Source organism: Bacillus sp. A01H (assembly GCF_045277205.1).
Taxonomy (GTDB): Bacteria; Bacillota; Bacilli; order Bacillales; family Bacillaceae_G; genus Bacillus_A; species Bacillus_A paranthracis.
The window spans coordinates 1,731,192-1,754,814 of record NZ_CP117702.1 but is presented as its reverse complement, the minus strand read 5'-3'; the positions used below and the strand labels follow the sequence as shown (position 1 = coordinate 1,754,814).

Sequence of the window (23,623 nt, the reverse complement as noted above, 5' to 3'; positions counted from 1 at the left end):
CTCCCTTACTGTCCGTTTAACCATTTTTTAATTACTTTTGCAGTACCTTCTACATGTTCTTTCGTAGCATCCTGCACTTGTTCATCTAACGTTGGTTCTTTCGGTTGTTCTGGCTCAGGTTTTGGCTCTGGTACTATTTTCTCTTCCGGAATTTCCATAATACTTTCACTACTTGCAGCAACTTCCTCTTCTGCTAAGTATTCTTCATATTCCTCTTCTTCTTTCTTTCTCTTACGTCTAGCTAAGAAGAACCATATTAGACCAAAGAGCGCTAATAAGCCACCTGTAATACCACCGATTAACCACCAGTTTATACCACTTTCTTCTGGTTCTTTCTTCTTCTCTTCTTTCGGCTGATCAAACTGAACAGTTACAACGTTAACTTGACCATTTGTAAAGTTCCCATTTGGATCAGCTTGAAGTCCAGCTGCTGTACCAATCGCTTCTTTGAAAGTCGTCATATCAATTCTTCGTTTTACTAACGTATCATTATCCACCCATACAACAACATTTGTTTTCGTTAACTCTGGGTGTTTCTTAATCGTTTCAACTGTTTTATCTATTTCATAGTTTTCGATTTTGTTACCGTTTTTATTATCGTAGACGATTTTGCCATTTTGATTATTGTTCGTACCGTAGTTCGGCACTTCACCGTTCGCTGTAATACCAGCACCTTGCTTCGTATCTGCACCTTCTTGCGCAGTAGAGCTTTCCTCTTGCTCTTGTTTACTACGAAGCACACCTTTATCGCCATATTTTTCAGACTGACGTGTAACTTCATCGTAGTTTACAGATACTTTCGTATTCACTTTATATTCATTTGGTTTAAACATCGTCATTAATGTTGCATCGATATCTTGCTTTAATTTACCTTCAATTTGGTGTTGCATCTCTACTTCTTTCTCATAAGAAGAGGAACTAGTAGAATGTGCTTCATCTGCCCCTTTTGAGATAACACCTTTTTTGCTATCAATAACACTTACTTCTTCTGCTTTTACACCAGGAACTGCTGCACTGATCATTTGCTGTACACCCGCAACTTGATCAGCCGTTAATAGTTGACCACGCTTTACACCAACCGTAATTGCGGCTGTTCCTTTTGCTTTTTCTTCATCAAAAATTGTTTCTTTTTCAGGTAATGTAATTTGAACATTTGCCGTTTCAACTGTCGCAAAGTTTCTTACAATGTCTTGCTCTAATTGCTTTTTCGTACCGACAATTTGCTTCATTTTTTTATCTTGCTCACTTGAACCGAGCGAGCTTTCTAATAAAATTTCCTCACCGCTTTTTGAGTTAAACGGTAAGCCCATTCCATTCATTTCTTTTCGAACCCATGGAGCATCATTTTTTTGCACACGAATCGAACCATCGGTTGCTAATTGGTAATCGACACCTAGCTTCGATAATTCTGCTGTAATCTCTTGCTTGTCTGCATCATTTAAATTTTGATATACAACAACATATTTATCTGGCAAGGTGAAGTATAAAAGTGCTCCTGTTACAATTGCTAAAAGCGCAGCACCAATGACTAACTTATGCCACGTTTTTAACGATTGGAAAACATTTTTTAACTTTTCCATTTAAACACACCCGTCCATTTTCCTAAATTTGCATATTAATTAGTGACTTATAATTTTCAATAAGATTATCACGTACAAGAGCAGCCGTTTTCATTTGAGACTCAGCTTTCTTTTGCTGAATTAAAACGTCATGTGTTTCTCCTACTCCTTTTGTTAGTAAATCATATACCGCTGTTTGCGCATTATTTTGCGTTTGATTCATATCTTCCAATAAATCGATAAACTTCTTCCCCTCAACTACAGATGTTTGTGTATTTTTCGGTACACCAATTGACTGAATCGCGCCAAATGGTTGTGTATGTAACATTGGTTGGATTTTCATCTTCCCATATTCCCCCTTTATCCTCGGCCGATTTCTAAATCTTTATCCAGCATTTTTTTATTCGCATTTAATACACTTGTATTTGCTTCATACATTTTTTGAGCAACCATTACATTCGTCATTTCAGCAGTCACATCAACATTCGGATAACGTACATATCCTTCTTCATTTGCATGCGGATGCGTCGGATCATACACTAAGTTTTCAGTTTTGTCTGCCTCAATACTTTTTATTTTCACCCCGTTAGTCGGTGCACTGTCTAACATATTCGCAAAACTATTATTTGATTCAAGCACTACACTACGGCGCTCATACAAATCTGCCCCCGGAGCTGCCGTTGTATTTGCATTTACAATATTATTTGAAGTAACTTCCATCCATTTTCTCGCTGTTGTTAGCCCTGATCCACTTGCATTAATTGCCTGAAACATCGTTGTCTCTCCTTCTACTATTAACGTCCGCGAGCTGCTTGGTTAATTGCATATTGTGTATTAATTGCATTAATTGAGATCCCATACAATTGGTTTGCTTTCATTAAATCTAGCATTTCTGTCGTTACATCCACACTATTTCCATCTTTATTCGTTTGCATTGACTTCGTTTGAATCTTTGCATATGTATTTTTCGCATTTACTGTCGGTAAGTGCATTTCATTCGTTTGATATAAATCTGCATTAGTTTTTAAATCCGCAGTATTACTCTTATATAATGCACTACTTTTATTCATTTGCTCAGCAAATGTAACGTCTTGTGCTTTATAGCCAGGTGTATTCGCATTTGCAATATTACTAGAAACAGCATTTCGTTTCGTCACTAAATAATTCATATAATGGCTTACATCAGTCACTAAATCTGGCATACTCCACACCCTTCCTTTTTAACTTATCATTTTGGCATAATAATCCACTGATGGAAGTTTCACTTCATTATTTAATTTCTTATATGTATTTATTAAAATATTAACTATTATGTACCCTTACATATTTTATTCCATTTTTACATTGTTGTCTTTAGAAAAATACAAAAATATAAAAAAGAATACAAAAAAGCTGTATACGCGTAGTAATCTATATAATATTTGAACATATTTACGACTAGCTGTAGATTATTTTTATATTATTTAGATTACTTCTATTTTTTACAGTCATAAAATGAAACCTCAATCAGCGGAACTCTTTATTTACATGAAGGAATGGACCCCCTTGTAATAAGGGGGATCCGTTTCCACACTTTATAATTAATATTTACCGTAAAATGAATTGGCTTTCATTCGCCCATCATTTGTCATAATCATTTCTTCCAAAATCTTTTGCTTATCTCGAATATGCTGTGCTGCCTTAATAATAAATGGACTTACTTCTGCCGCAACTTGTGCGCGCGTTTCTTCATCCAATGTCATCATCCAGCGATTTAACATCGCGCTCTTCTCAGCAAACTCTTCATCTGACACTTGCAATTCACCGATTTCATTAAAACAGCCGACAAATGCTCGATAAATATCATTGTTCATTTTCAAGCGCTCCGCGATAACCGTCTATTAAATCTTGTAACACTTTCACAATCGCATCAATATCTTTCGCTTCACGTGTTACTTTCATCGTTTGAATTTGAACACTTATCCAATCATATAAACCATAAAGACTATCATATAAATCTTTCGTAATCTCAGGGTTTAATTGAAGCTTTAATTCTTCAAAAATACGTTCTAACTTCTCAAGAAGCGCATCTCCCTCTTGTAGTTTAAAAGTATGTAAAAGCTCTTCTAAATTACGAAACTCTACAATGCATCTTTCATAAATAAAAATTGTATTTTTAATCGGATTACTCGTCATAATATCATTTTGCATATAACGTTGCCATGCTTGCATACGATCACTTCCTCAACTTTCATTAATCATCACTTTTTTGTTTTGTCATTGCTTTAATTGTTTTTAATTGGCTATCTAGTGCCGCTAATGTACTTTCTAGCTTTTGATACTTCTTCACAATTTCATCTTGTTTTTGCAAGTTTTGTGCTTCAATATCTTTAATCTTTTTATCTAAATCACTTACACGTGAATCAATACTTTTTACTCGTTCTCCTACTACACCTTTATCACCAAATAATTTTTCAAGTGGTTCTTCCATCATTTTCCCTAATCCGTTAGAACTAAAGAAAAATTGCTTCGCTGCATCCGGCTTCTCTTTTAACGCTTTCGTTAATGCTTCATCATTAACTTCCATCGTTCCATCTTGCTTTAATTGAATACCAAATGAGAATAAGTAATTACCATCTTGAGAAAATGTTACGACGCTATTCATCGCTTGGCGTACACTTTGCATAATAGCTTGACCTTGGAACGCCCCGCCTTTACCAGCAAAGATATCTACTGTAGAAACAGCTTTATTATAATCCGCAACCATTTTTTTAATAACATTTGATGCGTCTGTTACATTTGAGTCACTTACTGTAAACTTCAGCTCTATCCCTTTTGCTTGTGCCTCTGTTGTCTTTGGATCAACCTCTGTACTTTCTCCGTCCGGATTTTCTACTGGCTTTTCCTCTACTTTTTGCTCAGTTACTTTTAATAATTCAATTTTCACACCTGGAAGGGCTTCAACTGTATTGGTGGAGCTGCTACCTGTAATACCATTAATCGTATATTCAGCATTTTGCGCTTCATTGATTATATGGATCGCTGCACCCTTCTCATTAGCTAACCCTATATCTTGAAAAAATTTAGATGTGTTCCCCTCAAAATTAATTACTCCATCTTTTCCTTCTTTTTTTGAGGTCATAAAAATTTTATTTCCAAGTGTGTAAGCTGATACACCATAATCTCCATCATTAATTTTATTAATTAAATCCTTATATGTCATATCAGATGTTATTTTTAGTTCTTTATCACCTATTTTTAATGTTTCATCTCTATTAAGCTTTGCATCTATATCTTTAATTTCGTCAGAAGCTATTTGATGGCGCTGCGCAAGCTGTGTAATCTTCATATTAAAAGTTCCCGCAATAGCTCCACCATCAGCTTTGACATTAATATAACCGTCTTGTGATGTTGTTACCTTTTTCTCATTCCCTTTAAAAGCCGCTAAATTTTTAAATGTTTGCGTGAAAGAACTGAATTCCGATTTTAAACTTGTATATAAAAGTTTATCTTGTGAAAGGCTATTCTTTTCAGTTGTATACGGTGTTTTTCTCATATCTAACGCATTCATTTCTAATTCAACGAAGTTAGAAGTATCGATCATGTTATTTCCGAGATTCCAAATCTGTTGTCTACCGCCAATACCTGTTATCGTTCCTGCCATATTTCTCACTCCTTATTCTTTACATGTAGTCTAAAATACTCGTTTTACTCATCGTGCTAACCGCTTTAAGCGTCGCTTCATACGTCGCGTTAATATACGCCAAGTCAGAAATTGCTACCGCTAAATCAACATCTTCAATTTCTTTACGATTTTCTTGAAGTGCTAGATTTTGCTCGCTTAAAATTGTCTTAAACGTCTCTACAGTGTTCATCGTTGCTCCCACTTCTGTTGTACGGTTAATAACACTATCCAAGTTTTTCTTATTTTCCGTTAAAATCGGTTGCAGCGCCTTTTGATCACCACTTTGCATCGCATCTTTCATCTTTACTAACGTTTGAATAACAGGAGTTAGTAAGTTCTCGCCATTACGAAAAGCTTTAATTTCATAACCGTCATTTAGCTTCCACATTACATCTTTTTCGCCACCTTGGTATGTCCCATCATCTGCAAATGGAGGTTTCTCTGCACTATTTCCACCAAAAAGATAACGACCTTGTTCTTTCGTATTCGCTAAATATACAACTTGTTTTAAAATTTGATCGATTTCGGCACCGATTGCCTTTAATTCTTTTTCACCATTTGGTCCATTTAATGCTTGTATTGTTAATTGATCCGCTCTCGTTAAAGATTTCACAATGCCTGACAATGTATTTTCTGTCTGACTTAACACGTTTTTAGAATCCGCTATATCTTTTTGCATTTGTTCAATATTCGCCAACGAATGTTGAATTGCAAATGATTTACTTGCTGCAAGTGGATCTTCACTCATAAGAAGATTTTTCTTCCCTGAAGTTACTTGATTTCGATGATATTGCTGTTGGGCATTCAAATCCATTAACTGGTTCTTTGCCCAGTTTGCATTTTGAAATGTAGATACTCTCATTTCTATCTCCTCCTTTATCTATTGAAAATTGATTGGAAGCTGAAACCGGAACTATACTCCGCTGGCTCTTTCTTCAAACATAAAAGAAAAAGGTTTTGCTTTTACCTCTCATTCATCGTTATACAAAAGGTGCTACAAAGCGTTCCATTCTCAAATCAAAGTTGTTTCTTCTTCTACTTTATCTGGCACCCGCTCCATATCTCTGGTCTCACACCGATAGGTCCTCTATTAGGCACTGACCGCTTCTACACTCTGCTGGCCCTCTCTTCAAACATAAAAGAAAAAGCTTTTGTTTTTACCTCTCATTATCTAATAATTGAAAACAGACTATCAAACACTTCATTCATTGTAGTAATAGCTTTAGAATTCGCAACGAAGTATTTTTGGAAGGCCATTAAATTAACCATTTCTTCTTCCATATTCACGCCTTCGATACTCATCTTTTCTTGCTGAATACCTTCTAATAAGTCTCCATGAATTTTTTGATAACCGTTCACTTCACTTTTATCAGATGCTACCTTCACTATGAATTGGTCTAATGCTTTTTTATATGAAAGACCATCTTTATAATCTTCATCTGTAATTCCTGCCAATTTATTTGCAGTTTCAGCAGATATTTTCATTTTCGAAAAATCATTCGCAAATTCTGGATTTAATTTCAACTCTTTCGCATAATCTCCAACGAAGAAGTCTTTTCCCATCACTGTATTTACTTGATTTTTCACTGAACCCATTAACTCTTCAAGATTTTTCTTATAACTAGCAATCTGCCCTTTCGTATCGATTGCAGATTTTATTGCCCCACTAGTTAAAGGAATTTCCGAACCGTAAATTTCAACAGACATAGGTTCTTTCGTTTTATTTAATTGCAATGGATATGTATCTTGTCCATTCACTGTTAAAACGCCATTCATTCTAACACTTGCGATATTAGGATTCATAGATTCATAAGATACTTCTATATTGGCATACTTAGACATTTCTGTAACGATACGGTCACGTTCGTCTAAAAGTTGATTTGGCACTTGTGTACCAGCTTGCCCAATTTTTTGATTCGCTTCTGCTAAACTGTCAGCAAGACGATTAAATTCATTGACATGCGCTTCAATATCTTCTGTCGTCTGCGCTTCTACTGAATCTAAATTTTTCGCAAGTTTATTTACCTGACTTGTAAACTTCCCAGTTTCAGAAATTAGCGTATCATAATAGTTTGATTGATCTGGATTTTTTGCAACTTCTCGAAAAGCATTAAAGAATCCATCCATTAAACTAGATAGTGAGTTTTTGCCTGTCGTTCCTACCATAGACTCTACTCGTGATAAAACCGAGTTCTTATAATTATAGTAAGAGAGCTGAGATAATTGATCGTTAAACTGTTTCGTCTTCACTTCATCCGTAATACGATCAACACCTAATACTTGTACACCGTAACCAATTCTTTGTGCTGGTATATGGCCATTACCCGCTCCAGCAGAGGTAATATTCACTGCTTGACGTACATACCCAGGAGTATGAATGTTAGATAAGTTTTGCTTTGTTGTTTGTAACCCCATTTGTGCCGCTAACATACCCGATAACGGGGTATTGTAATCAGATAATCTCATAATGCTTCACTTCCCCTTTACAATAGTTCATTCATAAAGATTTGCGAATTATTGTTTCGTTCTAAGTTATATTCAGAAACTGAATCCACAATACTTTCTGTAGTTTTTAATAGTACGTTTAAGTAATATTGATTTTTCAAAAGAAGCATTTTTACATTTTCTTCTAATCCAATTAAGTTTTTTTGTAATTTTTCCATTTTCTCAATTTCTTCTTGAGAAAAATACGAAAATAACGCACTTACGCGAAATGATTCCACTCCCTGTTCTTTACAAAACTGAACAACCATTTCTTCAAATGATCTCGATAATTGTTTTAAACCTTCAATGTACTGCAATTGCTCTACTTGTAACTTTTGAACTGCATTTACATTTTTATTTTTTAAATTCTCATATATTTGTTCTCCAAGCGTTTGAATGTTTTCATATGCTTTTTGAATAATAACGAGCTTTTCATATAATTGTATATACATATAGCTTCCTTCCCTTTTACAAGACTAAATTTACAATTAAACCGTGGATTTCTCCAATTTGATTTAACATTTCTAAATGTCCTGTTTTTGTATTAATTAAGTTCATAACATCTTCTAACTCATTCAATCCCATTTCCGCCTGTTTTACAATCGTCATTTTCTGTGAATAGCCATAACGCGGATGACGAGACATGACATCTTTATATTGCAATACATTATCAACGTAAAAATTCAAAAATGATTTTACTGTATTTTTGTATTCCATTACGTTATCAAGTGTTAATTCCATTTCGATTTTTTCTTTAATTTCTCCAATATTATCAACAAACGCTTCCATTTGTTCTAACAACTTATCTTTTTTCGGATCTGCATGCAAATTATCCGAAAATGCAAGTCCAGTCCTGACATTTGCTTCTTTCGGCATTTGAGTAGCAGGCGGTATATGCGATAAGATTGGATTATGCGAGATTGAACGCAGCATATATATCACCTATTTATTTTTTTATTTCTTCCAAAAGTTAATCGTAAAATCTAGTTATTTATAATTATACTCTGAACACTAATATTTTGCAGTTATTTTTTATAGAAGATATGTTACAATTTAGCATGAGGTGGCACAATTCTATGAATATTTTTCTTTGTGGTTCAAATCAATTAACAGCATTAGATCAAGAAGAAATTAAAAAATTTTTAACTGACTATGCTCACAAACATAAAATTTACATATTATGTTATAAATCTATTGAAAATGAGGTACTTCGTTTTTTCGTTGAAAACGAAAGGCTCGCTCAAAATTTATGCCTTTACACGCTCCAACCGTTACAAGCAGTAACAGATGAATTCCAAGAAATCGTAGATTATTTAAAATCACACGGAGCCGAGTATGTTGCTTTTAATCATCCTTCCGACTCTATTTATCGATCTGATTATATGTTTTTTGTGAAACAAATTATTGAAGATACCGATTTAGTTCTCTGTTTTTATAACGGAGACAAACATACATCTGTCATTCCCGTTGACATTGCAAAAGAAGCTGGGATTGATGCTGTCATTTATGATTTACCAGGTTTACATGAAAAACAAATGAAAAAAAGCTTTGAACAAAAAATTCGTATGATGTAAAGGGGGCGGCACAATATCGTTATTGTGCCCATTGTAAATATGATAATTGAACAAGATTATGATCATTTTATCGCGAGTTTTAAACAACAATTCAATATGGATATCGCTTCGTATAAACAAGATAGGATGCGCCGTAGAATCGATGCTTTTATTTCAAGAAAAGGTTTTGAAAACTACACTACATTTTTAAGTACTTTACGTGTTGATCAAAACTTATTTTTAAGTTTTATTGACTATATTACAATTAACGTTTCAGAGTTTTTTAGAAATAAAGAACGTTGGCAAACGTTAGAATCGAAAGCACTGCCAAAATTACTCGAACAAAATAACGGAAAATTAAAAGTATGGAGTGCCGCTTGCGCTGCTGGTGAAGAACCATATACACTCTCTTTAATTTTATCGAAACATCTCTCTCCATTTCGCTATGAAATACTAGCAACGGATCTTGATTTTCATATTTTAGAGAGTGCAAAACGTGGTCAATATACGGAACGTTCTTTGAAAGAATTACCTAGCGATTTGAAAGAACGTCATTTCACAAAAGAAGATGATATATATTCATTACATCAACATATTAAACAACACGTCACGTTTAAACAGCATGACCTATTAATGCAATCGTTCGATACAAATTACGATTTAATTGTTTGTCGTAATGTAATGATCTATTTCACTGAAGAAGCAAGAGTCAAGCTGTATGAAAAGTTTAGCCGTTCTTTACGAAAAGGCGGTGTGCTATTTGTCGGTAGCACAGAACAAATTTTAACACCTGAACGATTCAATCTTCAGCGTTTTGATACATTCTTTTATGAAAAAATATAGAAAAAAGCAGGATTATTGCACCCTGCTTTTTTTGTATTTATTTACTAAAATCATAACAAAGAATTGCGTGATTCCGTTCATTTTTTATATAACTCGAATTAAAATAATACAAGCAACCCATATAAAGAGAAAAAGAAACGTCATAGACCATTTATGTTCTTGCACCGTTTGTTTCAATGCCTGTGATAATTGTGTCATATTCATTTCTGCAAGTGCTCTCCATACACTTGCATCCCGCTCTTTAGCTGTGCGATCCGTGACGCTAATTAAAATGGTTTCGTTAGACAATTTCGTGATATACGCAGTAATAACCGTTACCATTAAATTTATATTTCCTTCTGACGAGTCACTCTCCACGCTAGAGAGGAGTGCACTTACATCTAATAACGGAATGTGTACCTTTCTACCAAATGATAGTTGTACTTCAGCGAAATCATACGTTCCATCTAATAAAGGCAGTTCTTTTATATGCGCCTGTTTCACAAGCCCTTGTAAGCTTCTCATTACTTGTTCAAATATTTTATCTGTTTGCTTTCCTTCTCCAGATAATGTATGTAACTTTTTAAAGAGTTGTAATACTGTATCCATCTCTTTAGAAAGCATTTCCTTCATAACCTTTCCATCACCTAAACTCGCAAGTAAAATCCCTATTTCGTTATTTTTCGAAATAATTTTAGACTGTCCAGTAAACACTAGATTACTATACTTTCGTTCTTTCTGGATTTCATGTTCTGAAATAGCTGTAGGCTGTTTTAATGGTTGTAGCGTCTTATTTTCAATTGTCGTACGTTTAATTTCCATTTAAGCGCCTCCACTATGATGAAATTAATTAGCCCCATTCTTTATTGCTCTTTAAAACTAAAAATAGTACGAATAAACCTGACATAATAGCAAATACATTAGAAGCTTGTATTCCATGGTCACTTTTAGTTTCTTTCTTATCTTCTGGCTCTTCTTTTTTTTCTTTCTTCTTCAAAATGACTTGATTGTTATTATCTTTATCTTTTTGAGCCTTCGTATTATTTACTTCCTTGTTGTCTGTGAGAGGCTCTTTTATAACATAAGTAATTTTTTCTTTCTCTTTCAATGGTTCTTTTATAAGGTCGTTTACTTTCTCTTCTTTTTTCGGAATTTGAACAACTGGCTGTTTTTCTTCCTGAAGCGGGCTTTCTATTTTCGTGTCTTCCTGCTTCTCAGTTTCTTTCTTATCTTCTAGTTTATTTTCTAATTTATCTTCTTTCTCTCGTTCTTCTGTCTTTTTATCCTCTTCTGTTTTTTGTTCCAAAACAGAAACGACATACTCACTTTCTTCAACGAGTTTATTTCCAGCCGCATCTACTACCTCTACAAGTAGCTCGTATGTCCCATTTGATAGTGCATCCGTTATTTCAAATACTTTTTGCCATTCCATGTCGCGCTTATTGTAATCTAATAAAAATGTAATCTCTTTATTTTCTTTTCCTTTTAATGTAACACGAACTTCTTTCACAACCGATTCCACGTCTGCCGCCTTCACTCTTACACGTATAAAATCGCCTCGTTTTCGTTCGATTACATTCTCCTTCGCCTCGTCAATCGTAACCTTATGCAACTTCGGCATCTCTTTATCTATTGTTGGCGTTTCATTATTTATACGAATAAGTGGGACTTTCACTTCATTTTCTATCAGCTCTTCTTTCTCATTTTCTTTAAAACTTTGAATAAGCTGAAGGTTCCAATCACCTTGCAAATCAAAAATCCCAATCTTATAGTTAGCAACCCATCGCTTCGTCTCTTCTTCATAGTCAAAAGGTATCATTCTTTCTTGCTCATACAGATTACTGTTTTTTGGCAAACGCAACATACCTTTTATACTTTGAGTATTTGTCTCTTTTGGCTCTACAATAATCCGTATTTCTTCGCCAACTTTTAATTCTCGCTTATTTATTGTAATAATCCCTTGATCCGTCTCTATCTTTTTTTCGGTTTCTTGCTCATTCTTTACTTCTTTTTGTTCCTCTTTATCTTGCTTTATTTCCACTTGTTCTGGCTGTTCTTGAACTTCCTTATTCTCTTCTTGTACATCCACTTCATTTATATTTTGTTCTGGCACATTTTGCTCTTCCGCCTGACTTTGCAGTGGGAAGAGCAAGCACACATGTATGCATAGCCAGCAAATTAGAAAAAACTTTACGCTTTTCATCTACTATTTCAACGCCTTATAGTGATTTTGTCACTTTTACTCCGAAAAATCCATCTACATTTACAAGTTCACCATACGCCACCAATACATCATTTACATAAATTCGAATTGGTTCATCAATATCTTCATCTAATACAACAGCTTCATTTTCTTGTAAACTTAATATATCTTGAATCGTTTTCACTGTACTTCCAAATACAAATTTCACATTCATTTCTACATTTTGTAGAATAGATGTATCCATATACACTGGCTCAATTTGTTTCACTTCTTTAAATTCAATAGGTTGTACAACAGGTTCTACAACCTCTTCTTCCATTTCTTCCTCTGCAATCTCTTCTTCTTCTGCTTCCACCATTGGATATAGCAGTCGTCTTACCATTTCTTTCGCTTCTGAAATCGGTAAAATTTGATACATTTTCGATTGAAGCAAGTCGCCAATTTCAAGATTGAACGTAATTTGAACAAGTTCATCCACTTCCATTGACTCTCCCAAATATTCCATTTCTTCTTTTAACGTGACAAATTTGACGTCTGGCGGCGTCATGTCCATCTTCTCTTTAAACATTTCTGACATCGCTGTTGCCGCATGCCCCATCATTTGGTTCATGATTTCTTTAATACCGCTCAGCTCTAATTCACTAAGCTCTTTCTCTGGATCAATCTCCCCTGTTCCCATCATCATTAAATCTACCATTGTCAAAGCAACATCTTTCGTAAATACGAATACGTTCTCATTCTTTAAACCTTCAACAAAATCGACATTTAAAATCACAAAGGGAACCGGTACACCGTCATAATGACGCACATTAATCGCTTCTACATTGGGTGTACTAATCGTAACCGGCTGATTTAAAAGCGTTGATAATACCGTTGAGGCTGAACCGATGGAAATATTGGCAATTTCCCCAAGTACATCTTTCTCCTCTTGCGTTAACTGCTCTTTTTCAACATGTTCTTCTACAATCTCGGCTTCCGCTACTTCTGCTGGCTCGTCTTGCTCTTCTACGCCACCAGATAATTGTAGTAATTTATTTATCATTTGTTTCGCATGTTCAACTGAAACAATTTGTACGAGTTTAGAGTTTACAAGATTATCTATTTTAAGGTCAAACGACACTTTCACAATCGTGTTATTTCCAGTTATTCCAGAGATTTTCTCCATCTCTTCTAATAACTTTACAACTTTAATTGTCGGCGGTGACATGTCTACTGTATCTTGGAAGAATTCCGACATAGACGTCGCTGCGAATCCCATCATCTGGTTCATCGCTTCTTGTACAGCACTTAGCTCTAATTCGCCAAGTTCTTTTCCCTCTTCCACTTCACCTGTCCCCATCATCATTAAATCAGCAATAGATAAAGCAACATCTTGCTGAAGGACAAGTAGATTTTCCATATCTAATCCTTTTGTAAAATGAATATTTAATACAACATGAGGAACCTCAACATCACTTGTATCGTATAAATCCACTAACTCTACATGAGGAGCAGTTATACTTACTTGCCTATTTAAAATTGTTGATAATACTGTCGAAGCAGAGCCAAATGATATATTTGCAATTTCGCCAAGAATATCACATTCTTGAGGCGTTAAAAGCTCCTTTTCTTTTTCTAGCACAATTGTGCTCGTATCCCCTTTTGTGTGTTGCTCAGGCATTTTCCCTGCCTCCTCATTTTTGTTTTTCTATTAAATGAATACACTCATTACATTTTAACAAATTTATTACGTAAATCGTGAACATGTATTTATTTCCTGTTATATATATTAGTATGTAATTAACCAAAAAGCTCCCCAATTGTATACAAGTGGGGAGCTTTCCTTCATTCCTATTATAAACCTTCTGGGTTTAAAATGAGGACCACTCGTCCATCGCCGAGAATCGTCGCGCCAGAGAAATAGTTCGAACTTTCTGCAAAGAAATCGCCTAATGACTTTAAAACAATTTCTCTTTGGCCGATAATTGTGTTTACAATAAGTCCATAGCTACGATGTGTATTACGAACGATTAACACAGGAACCATTTGACTTTCATATGATTCAAATGCCTCATCTACTGATTTTTCACCAAATACAGTACTCAAATGCTTCACTTCAATAATTTGATCACGATAGTTTAACACGTCTTTTCCTTGTAAGGTTTGGATGTCTTCTCTCTTAATACGAATCGCTTCAACAATGTTACCAAGAGGTAGAGCATAACGTTTATCATTCGTTTGAACAAGCATAGATTGAATAATGGACAACGTTAATGGAAGTTCAATTCTAAATGTACTTCCCTTTCCTTCTTCTGAATCAATAATTAAATGTCCACCTAAACTATGGATTGTATGTTTTACAACATCTAATCCAACCCCGCGCCCTGAAAGATCTGATACTACTTCTGCTGTACTAAATCCTGGTTGGAAAATGAGATCAAACACTTCACGATCCGTTAATTTATTTGCCTCAGATTCTGTTACAACACCATTTTTAATTGCTTTTTCTAATACTTTCCCTTTATGAATTCCATTTCCATCATCCGTAATTTGAATTACGACATGATTTCCACTATGGAACGCTTCTAATTTAATTGTACCCGTCTCATTTTTCCCTGCATCACGACGTTTTTCAACAGTCTCAATACCATGATCAATTGCATTACGAATTAAATGAACGAGTGGATCACCGATTTCATCAATAACAATTTTATCAACTTCTGTATCTTCACCCGTAATTTGCAAATCGATTTTCTTCCCTAAATCTTTCGCTAACATACGCACCATACGCGGGAAACGATTAAAGACTGTTTCAATCGGCACCATACGCATGTTTAGAAGTACATTTTGAATATCTTTTGAAATATCGCCTAATCGATTTAAATGCTCAATTAATTCTTTGTTTTGAATTGCTTGTGCCAATTCATCTATGCGACCACGCTCAATTACACTCTCTTCAAACATGTTCATTAATCGTTCAATTTTCTCTAGCTGCACACGAATGGAACGATTCTCACCTTTAGCATTTTTCGTTTTTGCAGTGCTTTTAGTTGGCATAGCACTTGCAGGTTGCTTCGCTGTCTCAATAGGTGCTTCCACCTGCGCAACTACAGACGACTGTATCATTTCTTCTACTCGCGTAGTTTCTTGCGTAGCAACCATCGAATCTACTTCCTGTAATGATTCTCCTTGTTTCACTACTACTTTCTCAATTTCAGAAACGTGAAGCACTACCTGTTTCACTTCTTCTTCACTACGATCCGTATTCATAAATACTGTAAACTCAAAACCGAAAGCATCCGCTTCGATTTCTTCAATACTAGGAACCGTTTTTTGTATATCGCCTATATTTTGCAGTGCTTCAATACACATAATGGCACGTACTGCTTTTAAAATAGCTTGCTGTTCAACGGTTATATGCACTTCATGCGAAACTGCATCATCATTGTTTATAGACTCTTGCTCTATATGTTCCATAGAAGTTTCTACATTTCCGTTCAATAACGCTTCTAATTTTTGCTTCGTTGCGACTACATCAATATTACCCATTCCGCCTTGCTGCACATCTGCAACCATTTTCTCTAAATTATCAATGCATTCAAAAATCACATCAATAATATCCGCATGTACTACTATATTCCCATGACGAATTTCATCTAAAACGTTTTCCATTTTATGCGTTAAATCCGCCATTTCCGTAAATTCCATACTCGCAGACATACCTTTGAACGTATGAGCTGAGCGGAATATTTCTCCCACTACATCCATATCTGTAGGATTCTGCTCTAAAATTAGCACATTTTCATTTAGCGACTGTAAATGTTCTTCCGACTCTTCAAAAAATATATTTAATAGATCTGTTTGCATTTTCATCCCCTACCTGTCTAACAAACATTTCATTTATGTATAACAATTTAGTGTTTTAAAATGAGAAAAAAGGGGCCACACATCTATCCGTTATCACTGTTTTGATTCCTTGTGGCACCCCTTTTATATTAGCTATTTGCTACTTTTGTTAAAGCTTCGATTACGCGATCTGCTTGGAATGGCTTTACAATAAAGTCTTTTGCCCCGCCCTTAATTGCATCTAATACCATACCTTGTTGTCCCATTGCTGAACAAATAACAACCTTTGCACTTGAATCAATTTTCATAATTTCTTTTAATGCTTCAAGTCCGTCCATTTCTGGCATAGTAATATCTAATGTTACAATATCAGGTTGAAGTTCTTTATATTTTTGAATTGCCTCCACTCCATTTTCCGCTTCTCCGATTACTTCAAATTCAGAATTACTTTTTAATAAGTTTTTAATCATTGTTCGCATGAACATCGCATCATCTACAACTAAAATTTTATGTGCCATTCTTTTTGATTCTCTCCTTCTATGTATAAATATATCTTAATATTTCACCTTATCATTCTCACTCATTATACAAAATAAAACGATAAAATTTAATATTTTTTTAAAAGAATTTCTTCATTTTAGTATTTTATTACTAAAATACTAAAATACTATTCTTTAATGTAAATGACAACGCGACGGTTTTTCTCCCAATTTTGCGGTGAATCATTCGGTACAACTGGCTTTGTGTCTGCATATCCTACCGCAGCTAACCTTTTATCCTCCACATTATACACTTCAATTAAATGGTGGATCATATTAGCTGCTCGTGCTGAAGATAATTCCCAATTAGAAGGGAACTTTTCATTATGGATCGGTCTACTATCTGTATGCCCCTCCACAACAATTGAGTTTGGTACGGATTGAAAAAATCCGACTAATTTGCTAATAATTTCTTTTGCTTCAGGCTTAACGTTCGCATCACCTGTATCAAATATTAAATTATCTACTATAACAACGCTTACCCCTGTATCTTCTCGATATACATTCACTTGACTAATACCGTTATTATCTACATATGCTTTTAACTTTTTGTACAAGTCGTCCATTCGCTTTTTTGAGACCATTTTTTCATCATTTTTTTCATGTGAAATATCTGGTATAGTATTTTCCATTACTTTTGCATCAACTTGCTCCGTATCACTAAACTTTTCAAGCATCTTTGACAATTTTACTGCATCCTGCTTTGAAGTAGCAACTAGTAATACAAAGAAAGTTAATAATAACATCGTTAAATCTGTAAAAGTCGTCATCCAACGAGGCGATCCCTTTTGCGGTCGTTTTATCATCACCATACCACTCCTTGCAATATTAGGCTGCTCGTTTTACTTTTTTTATCTTTGTTTCGTATACATACGTATCGAGTTTTAACTTTAATTTAGACGGAATTTGTCCACGATACAATTCTGAAATTGCTTCAATAACAAACTTCTTCTCTGTATATAAATCTTCAATACCACGATACACTTTTTCAGCAAGAGGGATTGCAATCATATTTGCAAGTACTGATCCATACAATGTCGTTAACATCGCAACTGCCATCCCTGTACCAATTTGCGATGTGTCTTGCAAGTTTTGAAGCATAATGATAAGACCAATTAAAGTCCCTATCATACCCCAAGCCGGAGCGAAATCGCCAATTTTATCTAATAATACTGCCCCTTTTCTTAATTCATACACTTCCGTTTCAACATCTTTCATTAACACTTCTTTTAATTCATCTTCATCGTAACCACTTAACATTAATCGAATTCCTTTTTGAATAAAAGGATTGTCCACCTGCTCTCCATCAACCTCTAAAGAAAGTAAACCGTGTTTTTTAGATTTTTTTGAAAAATCAACAAACAAATCCGTTAACTGTTCTAAATCTTCTTCTTTTCTATGTAAAACAGTAAAAATACTTTTCGTATATTTTTTTATTTCTCCAAATCGATATGCTACAACAATTGTCGCAGTTGTTCCCCCTATGACAATTAAAATAGATGAAACATCTAAAAAGTTTTTAAAAGCTTTTATTCCGCCTCCACCAAGCATAATTGCCGCTATCACTATGGCAAAACCTACTAAAATGCCAAATGGGCTAGAAATGTCAAACTTCCTTTTTTTTCTTTCTGGTCTAGCAAATCCTTGATTTTCGTCTCCCATATTCCTGCCCTTTCCTTTTCATTTTTATAAAACATTTTTTTATTTTAATAATGCGTTTTCACATATAATGCTTATTATACGCTCATCATCTATTTATCGCAATATACTCATAAAATTGACACATTTCATTTCCATATTAGAATTATAGTATGGAAATACGAGGAGGATCACGATGGAACATAACATTTTACAAGTCATTGCACTAGCAGAAAAACTAAAATATGAAATGCGACATAGCTGGCTTTCTAACGGACGTCAAGAAAGTGTTGCTGAACATACGTGGCGCATGTCTCTAATGGCCATTTTAGTTGAACCTTATTTAGATCAGAAAGTAAATATTGAAAAATTACTTAAAATGGTTATTATTCACGATCTAGTCGAAGCAGAAGCTGGTGATATTCCTGCTTTTGATACAATGAATAGTCATGAATTACAATTACAAAAACAAATAAATGAACAAGAAGCAATTTCAAATATTAAACGAACATTAAAAGGTTCTCTCGGCGAGGAATTATATGATTTATGGATGGAGTTTGAAGCGAAAGAAACGTACGAAGCAAAAGTTGCTAACGCACTTGATAAGCTTGAGGTAAAAATTCAGCATAACGAAGCTGATATTGATACGTGGCTACCAATTGAGCATAAAATGACATTCCAAGTAGCAAAGCATACAAACTTTGATTCTTTCCTATCTAAATTACAAAAAATCATTGAGCAAGATGGTGAAAAAAAATTATTAGCTGCTGGCATTGACGTTGAAGCCTGCAAGCAATAATGAAATAAGACACTCAGTACGAGTGTCTTATTTCATTATTGTTGATACAGCCTGCTTGTAAATAAGTTGTTGTTTTCCATCAACTAACATTAAAACGGTAAATTTGTCTATTGCAACAACTTCTCCTACTATTCTAACGCCACTCTTTAAAAAAATTGTAACAATACCTTTTTCTTCTTTTATTTGTTTATATAGCTCTTCTTGTAAATGTTCCAAATATATCTCTCTCCTCTTTGTTGAATATCTTAATATAAAAAACTACAAATTATTTACTTATGTACTTTATCTTTCACATTCATAAACTTATTAATAAGTATATCTAAATCTCGGCTAAATAACAAAACTTTATCATGATCCAATCCATGTCTAGCAACAAGTTGAATTAGCTCTTTCTTTTTAGTTTCTATTTTATTTTGTAGTTGTCCCATCTCCATCTCTTCACTAAAACTCCCTTTTCCCATAATATTACTTGTAAAATTATAGTACAAATCCTCTCATAAAAAAATATAAAAATGGTTTTTTTTACAATTTTTATATTTTTTTATGAACAAATCGCAAAATATATAACGATTCATTCATACATCAGTAACTCAATATACACTTAAAATGACCACACAGGCGTTTGTCTAATTACAAAAGAGACTGGCTCCTTTTCCACAAAAAAAACATACTGTATACAGTAGTCCATGAATTATATAGATTAACTTACTCAAAAGGAGGAAAACATATGAGCTATGGTGGAAGTTGCGCTGGTTTCGGCGGTGGATTTGCTTTGCTTATCGTACTATTCATCCTTCTAATCATCATCGGATGTAGCTGTTGGGGTGGCGGCGGATACGGATACTAATATATCCTATCCTTAACAAATGAACGAAAAACTATAAGAAAACAGCTCATATTTGAGCTGTTTTTTTCATACTTTCGTATGAAGTTATGTCCCTCTTTTTTGTGATTTCAACTAATAAAAAAACGTTTACTATGAAATAAGAAACATTTTTACTTAGGAGGATTACAATGATTAAAGGTCTTTACGAAGCACATTTACCTGTCCGTAACTTAGAAGTGTCTATACCTTTTTACGAATCGCTAGGACTAAAATTATATAAAAGAGGAGACGATATTGCTTTCTTTTGGATTAAGGAAAATGAAAGTTGGCTCGGTCTTTGGGAAGGTACAGAATACAAAGTAAATTATCATCCCTCTTTACGACACATCGCCTTTCAAGTAAGCTTACATGATTTAGAACATGCAATACATTGGCTAAACCAAAAAGGCATTTCAGCACGAAAAGATTTTGGAATGGAGCCAATTGAACCAATTGTTTTTCCAGAGTTAGCGCATGCCGCCGTATACTTTAACGATCCTGACGGAAATAGTTTAGAATTGATTGCACAATTACCTGTTGGACTCCCTACAGAGGAGAAAGTGTATTTAAGTGAGTGGAAAAAACAAGTTCAAGCATCATCATTACATAAGGATTAATCTTTTTATGTCAGTTTCTTATTCCGCGCTTCTTAAAACAAATAATAACTTCAAAAAACTATTTTATGGGCAAACATTAAGTGTGCTTGGAGATTGGTTTCATACTGTAGCTTTATTAACGTTCGTCTATAGCATAACGGAATCTCCATTTATGATCGCACTCACCTTTATAAGTAAAGGTTTACCTCAGCTTCTGCTTAGTCCTTTCATAGGCGGAGTTGTAGATCGTTTTTCTAAAAAGAATATTATGATTTTTACCGATATTTTACGAGGCATAATCGTCCTCACTTACTTATTCGCACTATATAAAATTGAGATTATTTTCATTTCTAATATATGTTTATCCGTACTTTCTTGTTTATTTGAGCCGGCTAAACAAGCAACCTTAAAAAACATCGTACATCAAAATCATTTCGTAACTGCTAACTCTCTTTCTAGTACAATGAATGGTTTTATGTCTATTATGGGTGCTTCTGTAGGCGGGATAATTGCACAATCTTTACATATTGAGTTCGCTTTTTTAGTAAATAGCCTATCATACTTTATTTCAGCCTATTTTATTTATAATATGAGTGTTCCCTCTTATGATGCTTGTAAGAAGAAAAAAGCATTTTTTACTGATATAAAAGATGGTTACACATACATATTACAAACAAAAATCATTTTAATATTAATTCTTGTAGGCATTTCATGGGGACTTATTGGAGGTGCTTATCAGCTACTTCTAACAATCTATGCCGAAAAAATTTTCCACACGAACATTGGGATTTTATATACGGTTCAAGGGGCTGGGCTTATGATAGGAAGCCTTCTCGTTAATCTTTACATATCCAGCAATAAAGAAAAAATGAAAAAAGCATTTGGTTGGGCCTACTTCCTACAAGGCTTTTTCTTTCTTGGATTCATTCTATACGATCAACTTATTTTCGGTATCATTACATTACTCTGTATGCGCATAGCAGGAGGAATCATCGTTCCACTTGATACGACATTACTTCAAACTTACACGCACGAAAATATGATTGGTAAAGTTTTCTCCTTTCATTACTCTATTTATAGCTCACTTATACAGTTATCTATGCTCATGACAGGATGGTTATTAGAAATCCTTTCTCCTCAAATAATTGGTAGTTTTCTAGCTACATGTTGTATTTTTGTTAGTTTTATATGGCTGTTCTTGTATTATCGCGGGAAACTTAATGAAGAATCTACTATTGCTTAATAGCATGTTTATGTACATGCTATTTTTATTTATGTCGAAATATAAAGGAAAAAGACGATTTATTTTCCTTACATTCTAATTTTTTAGAATGTACAATAAATTTAGATTATAAGAAAGGGGATGCCATAATGTTTGACGATAGACTTACTATTTCAGCTGAACAGCAGAAGCTCATTTCCAACGCAACTCGTATTCAAATTCTTCACCTTTTAAAAGACGAAGCACTCACTGCAAAACAAGTAGCTACTAAACTAAACAAATCTACTGGTAGCGTACATTATCACGTTCAAATTTTATATGATGGAGGGTTACTTGAATTAGTAGACACGAAGGAAAAACGAGGGATTATTGAAAAATATTACAAGGCAAAATCTGCTCATTTCTATATTGAAGAAAGCGGCACAGAGGGAACGAATACAGGTAGTCATATTGTTTCTCATTTATTTTTAACTCCAGAGGAATTACAACAGCTTACTTGGGAGGTTACACAAGTTTTATTACGCTGGGAAAACAAAACCGCTCGTCAATCTAACTCTGAAGAGGAATACGCTATTTCCTGCAGGATAAAAAAACAATGAAAGAAAGGTTCAGCTGCTCATGAAAAATAAATTATTATTATTGTCGGGAACAGGAATTTCTCGTTTAGGTGATTTTATGTATCTCATCGCCTTAAACGTAATGGTGTTACATAGCACAAACTCTCCTGCTGCTGTAGCAGGATTATGGATTGTCGGTCCAATTGCGACCGTTGTTACAAAAATTTGGTCTGGTAGCATAGTAGATCGATTAAACAAACGGTCCATTATGCTTATCACAGATATCATTCGAGCAGTTCTCATTGGCTGCGTTCCACTATTTGATTCTATTTGGGCCATTTATATTTTTATCTTTTTGACTCGCATTGCTACATCATTTTTCGATCCAGCTTCATTTTCTTATAAAACAATGCTTATACCTGCTGAAGAACGCGCTCAATTCAACGCTTGGAGTAGCTTTTGTACAAGCGGGGCTTTTATTATCGGTCCAGCTCTTGCTGGAATACTTCTCACCACGCACTCAGCATCCTTTGTAATTTACTGCAACTCACTTTCCTTTCTACTTTCTACTATTCTCATTTATTTCTTACCTAATATTACGTTACAAACAAAGCAAAGCGAAGAAGTTGCAAATACTTTCGTACAAACATTACGAAGTGATTGGAAACAAGTTTTTTCATTCGCTCGAACTGAAACGTACATTATTCTCATATTCGTTTTATTTCAAGCGACTATGCTTGTCGCTATGGCACTTGATTCACAAGAAGTTGTTTTTACAAGACAAGTACTGTTTTTAACCGATATAGAATACAGTATGCTTGTTAGTATAACTGGCGCTGCTTACGTTTCCGGTTCATTTCTTGTCTCTCTCTTTGCCAAACGTTTACCAATTCAATATTGTATCGGATTAGGGACAATTTTCACAGCAATAGGCTATGTAATTTTCGCCTTTTCAAATTCATTTATCGTCGCGGCAGGCGGTTTCATTTTACTTGGCATTTCTTCATCATTTGCTGGTACTGGCTTTTTTACATTTTATCAAAATAACATCCCGGTTCATATGATAGGACGTATCGATAGCGTATTTGATTCCATAAAAAGTTTTATCCAAATCTTTTTCATTTTAGCAATTGGAGCATCCGCACAATTTCTTTCCGTTCAAATGACTGTAATAAGTAGCTCGTTACTCATCCTTTTCCTTTCCTGTTTATTAGCAATCCGAGTAATGACGCCTTCACGAGAAAAATATTTTAAGGCTACAGGATCATCATTGGAATATTAATTGCAACATATAAAG

28 protein-coding genes are annotated in these 23,623 nt (G+C 34.4%); 8 read left to right on the top strand and 20 right to left on the bottom strand.

Going from position 1 to position 23,623, the window contains the following annotated elements; translation table 11 throughout:
• Positions 1-5: 5 nt before the first annotated feature.
• The 11 genes from PSR14_RS09340 to PSR14_RS09290 all read right to left on the bottom strand — a co-directional run bounded on the left by PSR14_RS09340 (position 6) and on the right by PSR14_RS09290 (position 8,640).
• Entirely contained in the window at positions 6-1,580 is a 1,575-nt protein-coding gene (locus PSR14_RS09340; protein WP_000413185.1) for a flagellar M-ring protein FliF C-terminal domain-containing protein, read from the bottom strand.
• A 22-nt stretch (positions 1,581-1,602) separates the two neighbouring features.
• Positions 1,603-1,902, bottom strand: a complete 300-nt coding sequence (fliE, locus tag PSR14_RS09335; RefSeq protein ID WP_000701675.1) for a flagellar hook-basal body complex protein FliE — start codon at positions 1,900-1,902, stop codon at positions 1,603-1,605.
• A gap of 17 nt (positions 1,903-1,919) precedes the next feature.
• Entirely contained in the window at positions 1,920-2,333 is a 414-nt protein-coding gene (flgC, locus tag PSR14_RS09330; RefSeq protein ID WP_000484677.1) for a flagellar basal body rod protein FlgC, read from the bottom strand.
• A 20-nt stretch (positions 2,334-2,353) separates the two neighbouring features.
• Positions 2,354-2,761 (bottom strand): flagellar basal body rod protein FlgB, encoded by a 408-nt coding sequence (flgB, locus tag PSR14_RS09325; protein WP_001113117.1) that lies wholly within the window; start codon positions 2,759-2,761, stop codon positions 2,354-2,356.
• 378 nt (positions 2,762-3,139) lie between these two features.
• Positions 3,140-3,412 (bottom strand): hypothetical protein, encoded by a 273-nt coding sequence (locus tag PSR14_RS09320; RefSeq protein WP_001058066.1) that lies wholly within the window; start codon positions 3,410-3,412, stop codon positions 3,140-3,142.
• Complete coding sequence (gene fliS, locus PSR14_RS09315; RefSeq protein ID WP_001149522.1) at positions 3,402-3,770, bottom strand: flagellar export chaperone FliS; 369 nt, start codon at positions 3,768-3,770, stop codon at positions 3,402-3,404. Before fliS ends, PSR14_RS09320 begins: the two co-directional genes overlap by 11 nt.
• 22 nt (positions 3,771-3,792) lie before the next feature.
• Positions 3,793-5,202, bottom strand: a complete 1,410-nt coding sequence (locus PSR14_RS09310) for a flagellar hook-associated protein 2 (protein WP_001992657.1) — start codon at positions 5,200-5,202, stop codon at positions 3,793-3,795.
• A gap of 19 nt (positions 5,203-5,221) precedes the next feature.
• Positions 5,222-6,085 carry a flagellar hook-associated protein 3 gene (locus PSR14_RS09305; RefSeq protein ID WP_001266392.1) on the bottom strand — a complete coding sequence of 288 codons (864 nt, stop codon included), beginning with the start codon at positions 6,083-6,085 and terminating at the stop codon, positions 5,222-5,224.
• A gap of 305 nt (positions 6,086-6,390) precedes the next feature.
• Positions 6,391-7,689: a flagellar hook-associated protein FlgK gene (flgK, locus tag PSR14_RS09300; protein WP_098487362.1), complete on the bottom strand. Its 1,299-nt coding sequence runs from the start codon at positions 7,687-7,689 to the stop codon at positions 6,391-6,393.
• Between the two features lie 17 nt (positions 7,690-7,706).
• Positions 7,707-8,159, bottom strand: a complete 453-nt coding sequence (locus PSR14_RS09295; protein ID WP_000275907.1) for a hypothetical protein — start codon at positions 8,157-8,159, stop codon at positions 7,707-7,709.
• Positions 8,160-8,175: 16 nt separating this feature from the next.
• Positions 8,176-8,640: a YaaR family protein gene (locus tag PSR14_RS09290; RefSeq protein WP_000946323.1), complete on the bottom strand. Its 465-nt coding sequence runs from the start codon at positions 8,638-8,640 to the stop codon at positions 8,176-8,178.
• A gap of 143 nt (positions 8,641-8,783) precedes the next feature.
• Between PSR14_RS09290 and PSR14_RS09285 the strand changes: the two genes are divergently transcribed.
• Positions 8,784-9,281 carry a flagellar motor switch protein FliG gene (locus tag PSR14_RS09285; protein ID WP_001020116.1) on the top strand — a complete coding sequence of 166 codons (498 nt, stop codon included), beginning with the start codon at positions 8,784-8,786 and terminating at the stop codon, positions 9,279-9,281.
• Between the two features lie 39 nt (positions 9,282-9,320).
• Positions 9,321-10,103 carry a protein-glutamate O-methyltransferase CheR gene (locus PSR14_RS09280; RefSeq protein WP_000582895.1) on the top strand — a complete coding sequence of 261 codons (783 nt, stop codon included), beginning with the start codon at positions 9,321-9,323 and terminating at the stop codon, positions 10,101-10,103.
• Between the two features lie 84 nt (positions 10,104-10,187).
• Here PSR14_RS09280 and PSR14_RS09275 read toward each other — a convergent pair whose 3' ends face one another.
• From PSR14_RS09275 to PSR14_RS09245, 7 genes are all read right to left on the bottom strand, one after another.
• A complete protein-coding gene (locus PSR14_RS09275; RefSeq protein ID WP_098487361.1) occupies positions 10,188-10,904 on the bottom strand; it encodes a hypothetical protein in 717 nt (238 codons plus the stop codon).
• A 28-nt stretch (positions 10,905-10,932) separates the two neighbouring features.
• Positions 10,933-12,285, bottom strand: coding sequence for a transglycosylase (locus PSR14_RS09270; protein WP_098487360.1), 1,353 nt, complete (start codon positions 12,283-12,285; stop codon positions 10,933-10,935).
• 16 nt (positions 12,286-12,301) lie between these two features.
• Complete coding sequence (locus PSR14_RS09265) at positions 12,302-13,945, bottom strand: flagellar motor switch protein (protein WP_048557454.1); 1,644 nt, start codon at positions 13,943-13,945, stop codon at positions 12,302-12,304.
• A gap of 173 nt (positions 13,946-14,118) precedes the next feature.
• Positions 14,119-16,131, bottom strand: a complete 2,013-nt coding sequence (locus tag PSR14_RS09260) for a chemotaxis protein CheA (RefSeq protein ID WP_098487359.1) — start codon at positions 16,129-16,131, stop codon at positions 14,119-14,121.
• A gap of 128 nt (positions 16,132-16,259) precedes the next feature.
• Positions 16,260-16,628: a response regulator gene (locus tag PSR14_RS09255; protein ID WP_000940577.1), complete on the bottom strand. Its 369-nt coding sequence runs from the start codon at positions 16,626-16,628 to the stop codon at positions 16,260-16,262.
• 149 nt (positions 16,629-16,777) lie between these two features.
• Complete coding sequence (locus tag PSR14_RS09250; RefSeq protein ID WP_000596046.1) at positions 16,778-17,455, bottom strand: OmpA family protein; 678 nt, start codon at positions 17,453-17,455, stop codon at positions 16,778-16,780.
• 22 nt (positions 17,456-17,477) lie between these two features.
• On the bottom strand, positions 17,478-18,311 hold the full coding sequence (locus PSR14_RS09245; RefSeq protein ID WP_000502135.1) for a flagellar motor protein MotP: 834 nt from the start codon (positions 18,309-18,311) through the stop codon (positions 17,478-17,480).
• Positions 18,312-18,483: 172 nt separating this feature from the next.
• Between PSR14_RS09245 and PSR14_RS09240 the strand changes: the two genes are divergently transcribed.
• Positions 18,484-19,086: an HD domain-containing protein gene (locus PSR14_RS09240; protein ID WP_000400760.1), complete on the top strand. Its 603-nt coding sequence runs from the start codon at positions 18,484-18,486 to the stop codon at positions 19,084-19,086.
• A gap of 27 nt (positions 19,087-19,113) precedes the next feature.
• Here the strand turns inward: PSR14_RS09240 and hfq are convergent, their stop codons facing one another.
• Together hfq and PSR14_RS09230 are read right to left on the bottom strand one after the other, a co-directional pair.
• Complete coding sequence (hfq, locus tag PSR14_RS09235) at positions 19,114-19,302, bottom strand: RNA chaperone Hfq (protein WP_000400661.1); 189 nt, start codon at positions 19,300-19,302, stop codon at positions 19,114-19,116.
• Positions 19,303-19,355: 53 nt separating this feature from the next.
• The gene (locus PSR14_RS09230; RefSeq protein ID WP_002091864.1) at positions 19,356-19,574 is read right to left on the bottom strand and encodes an aspartyl-phosphate phosphatase Spo0E family protein; all 219 of its coding nucleotides are present in this window, start codon (positions 19,572-19,574) and stop codon (positions 19,356-19,358) included.
• A 239-nt stretch (positions 19,575-19,813) separates the two neighbouring features.
• Between PSR14_RS09230 and PSR14_RS09225 the strand changes: the two genes are divergently transcribed.
• The 5 genes from PSR14_RS09225 to PSR14_RS09205 all read left to right on the top strand — a co-directional run bounded on the left by PSR14_RS09225 (position 19,814) and on the right by PSR14_RS09205 (position 23,608).
• Positions 19,814-19,933, top strand: coding sequence for a YjcZ family sporulation protein (locus PSR14_RS09225; RefSeq protein ID WP_000120179.1), 120 nt, complete (start codon positions 19,814-19,816; stop codon positions 19,931-19,933).
• A 167-nt stretch (positions 19,934-20,100) separates the two neighbouring features.
• The gene (locus PSR14_RS09220; protein ID WP_000589699.1) at positions 20,101-20,568 is read left to right on the top strand and encodes a VOC family protein; all 468 of its coding nucleotides are present in this window, start codon (positions 20,101-20,103) and stop codon (positions 20,566-20,568) included.
• A gap of 7 nt (positions 20,569-20,575) precedes the next feature.
• Positions 20,576-21,790, top strand: coding sequence for an MFS transporter (locus PSR14_RS09215; RefSeq protein WP_098487357.1), 1,215 nt, complete (start codon positions 20,576-20,578; stop codon positions 21,788-21,790).
• Positions 21,791-21,918: 128 nt separating this feature from the next.
• Positions 21,919-22,368, top strand: coding sequence for a transcriptional regulator (locus tag PSR14_RS09210; RefSeq protein WP_000459093.1), 450 nt, complete (start codon positions 21,919-21,921; stop codon positions 22,366-22,368).
• A gap of 19 nt (positions 22,369-22,387) precedes the next feature.
• Positions 22,388-23,608, top strand: a complete 1,221-nt coding sequence (locus tag PSR14_RS09205) for an MFS transporter (protein ID WP_000791689.1) — start codon at positions 22,388-22,390, stop codon at positions 23,606-23,608.
• The last annotated feature ends 15 nt before the right edge of the window (positions 23,609-23,623 follow it).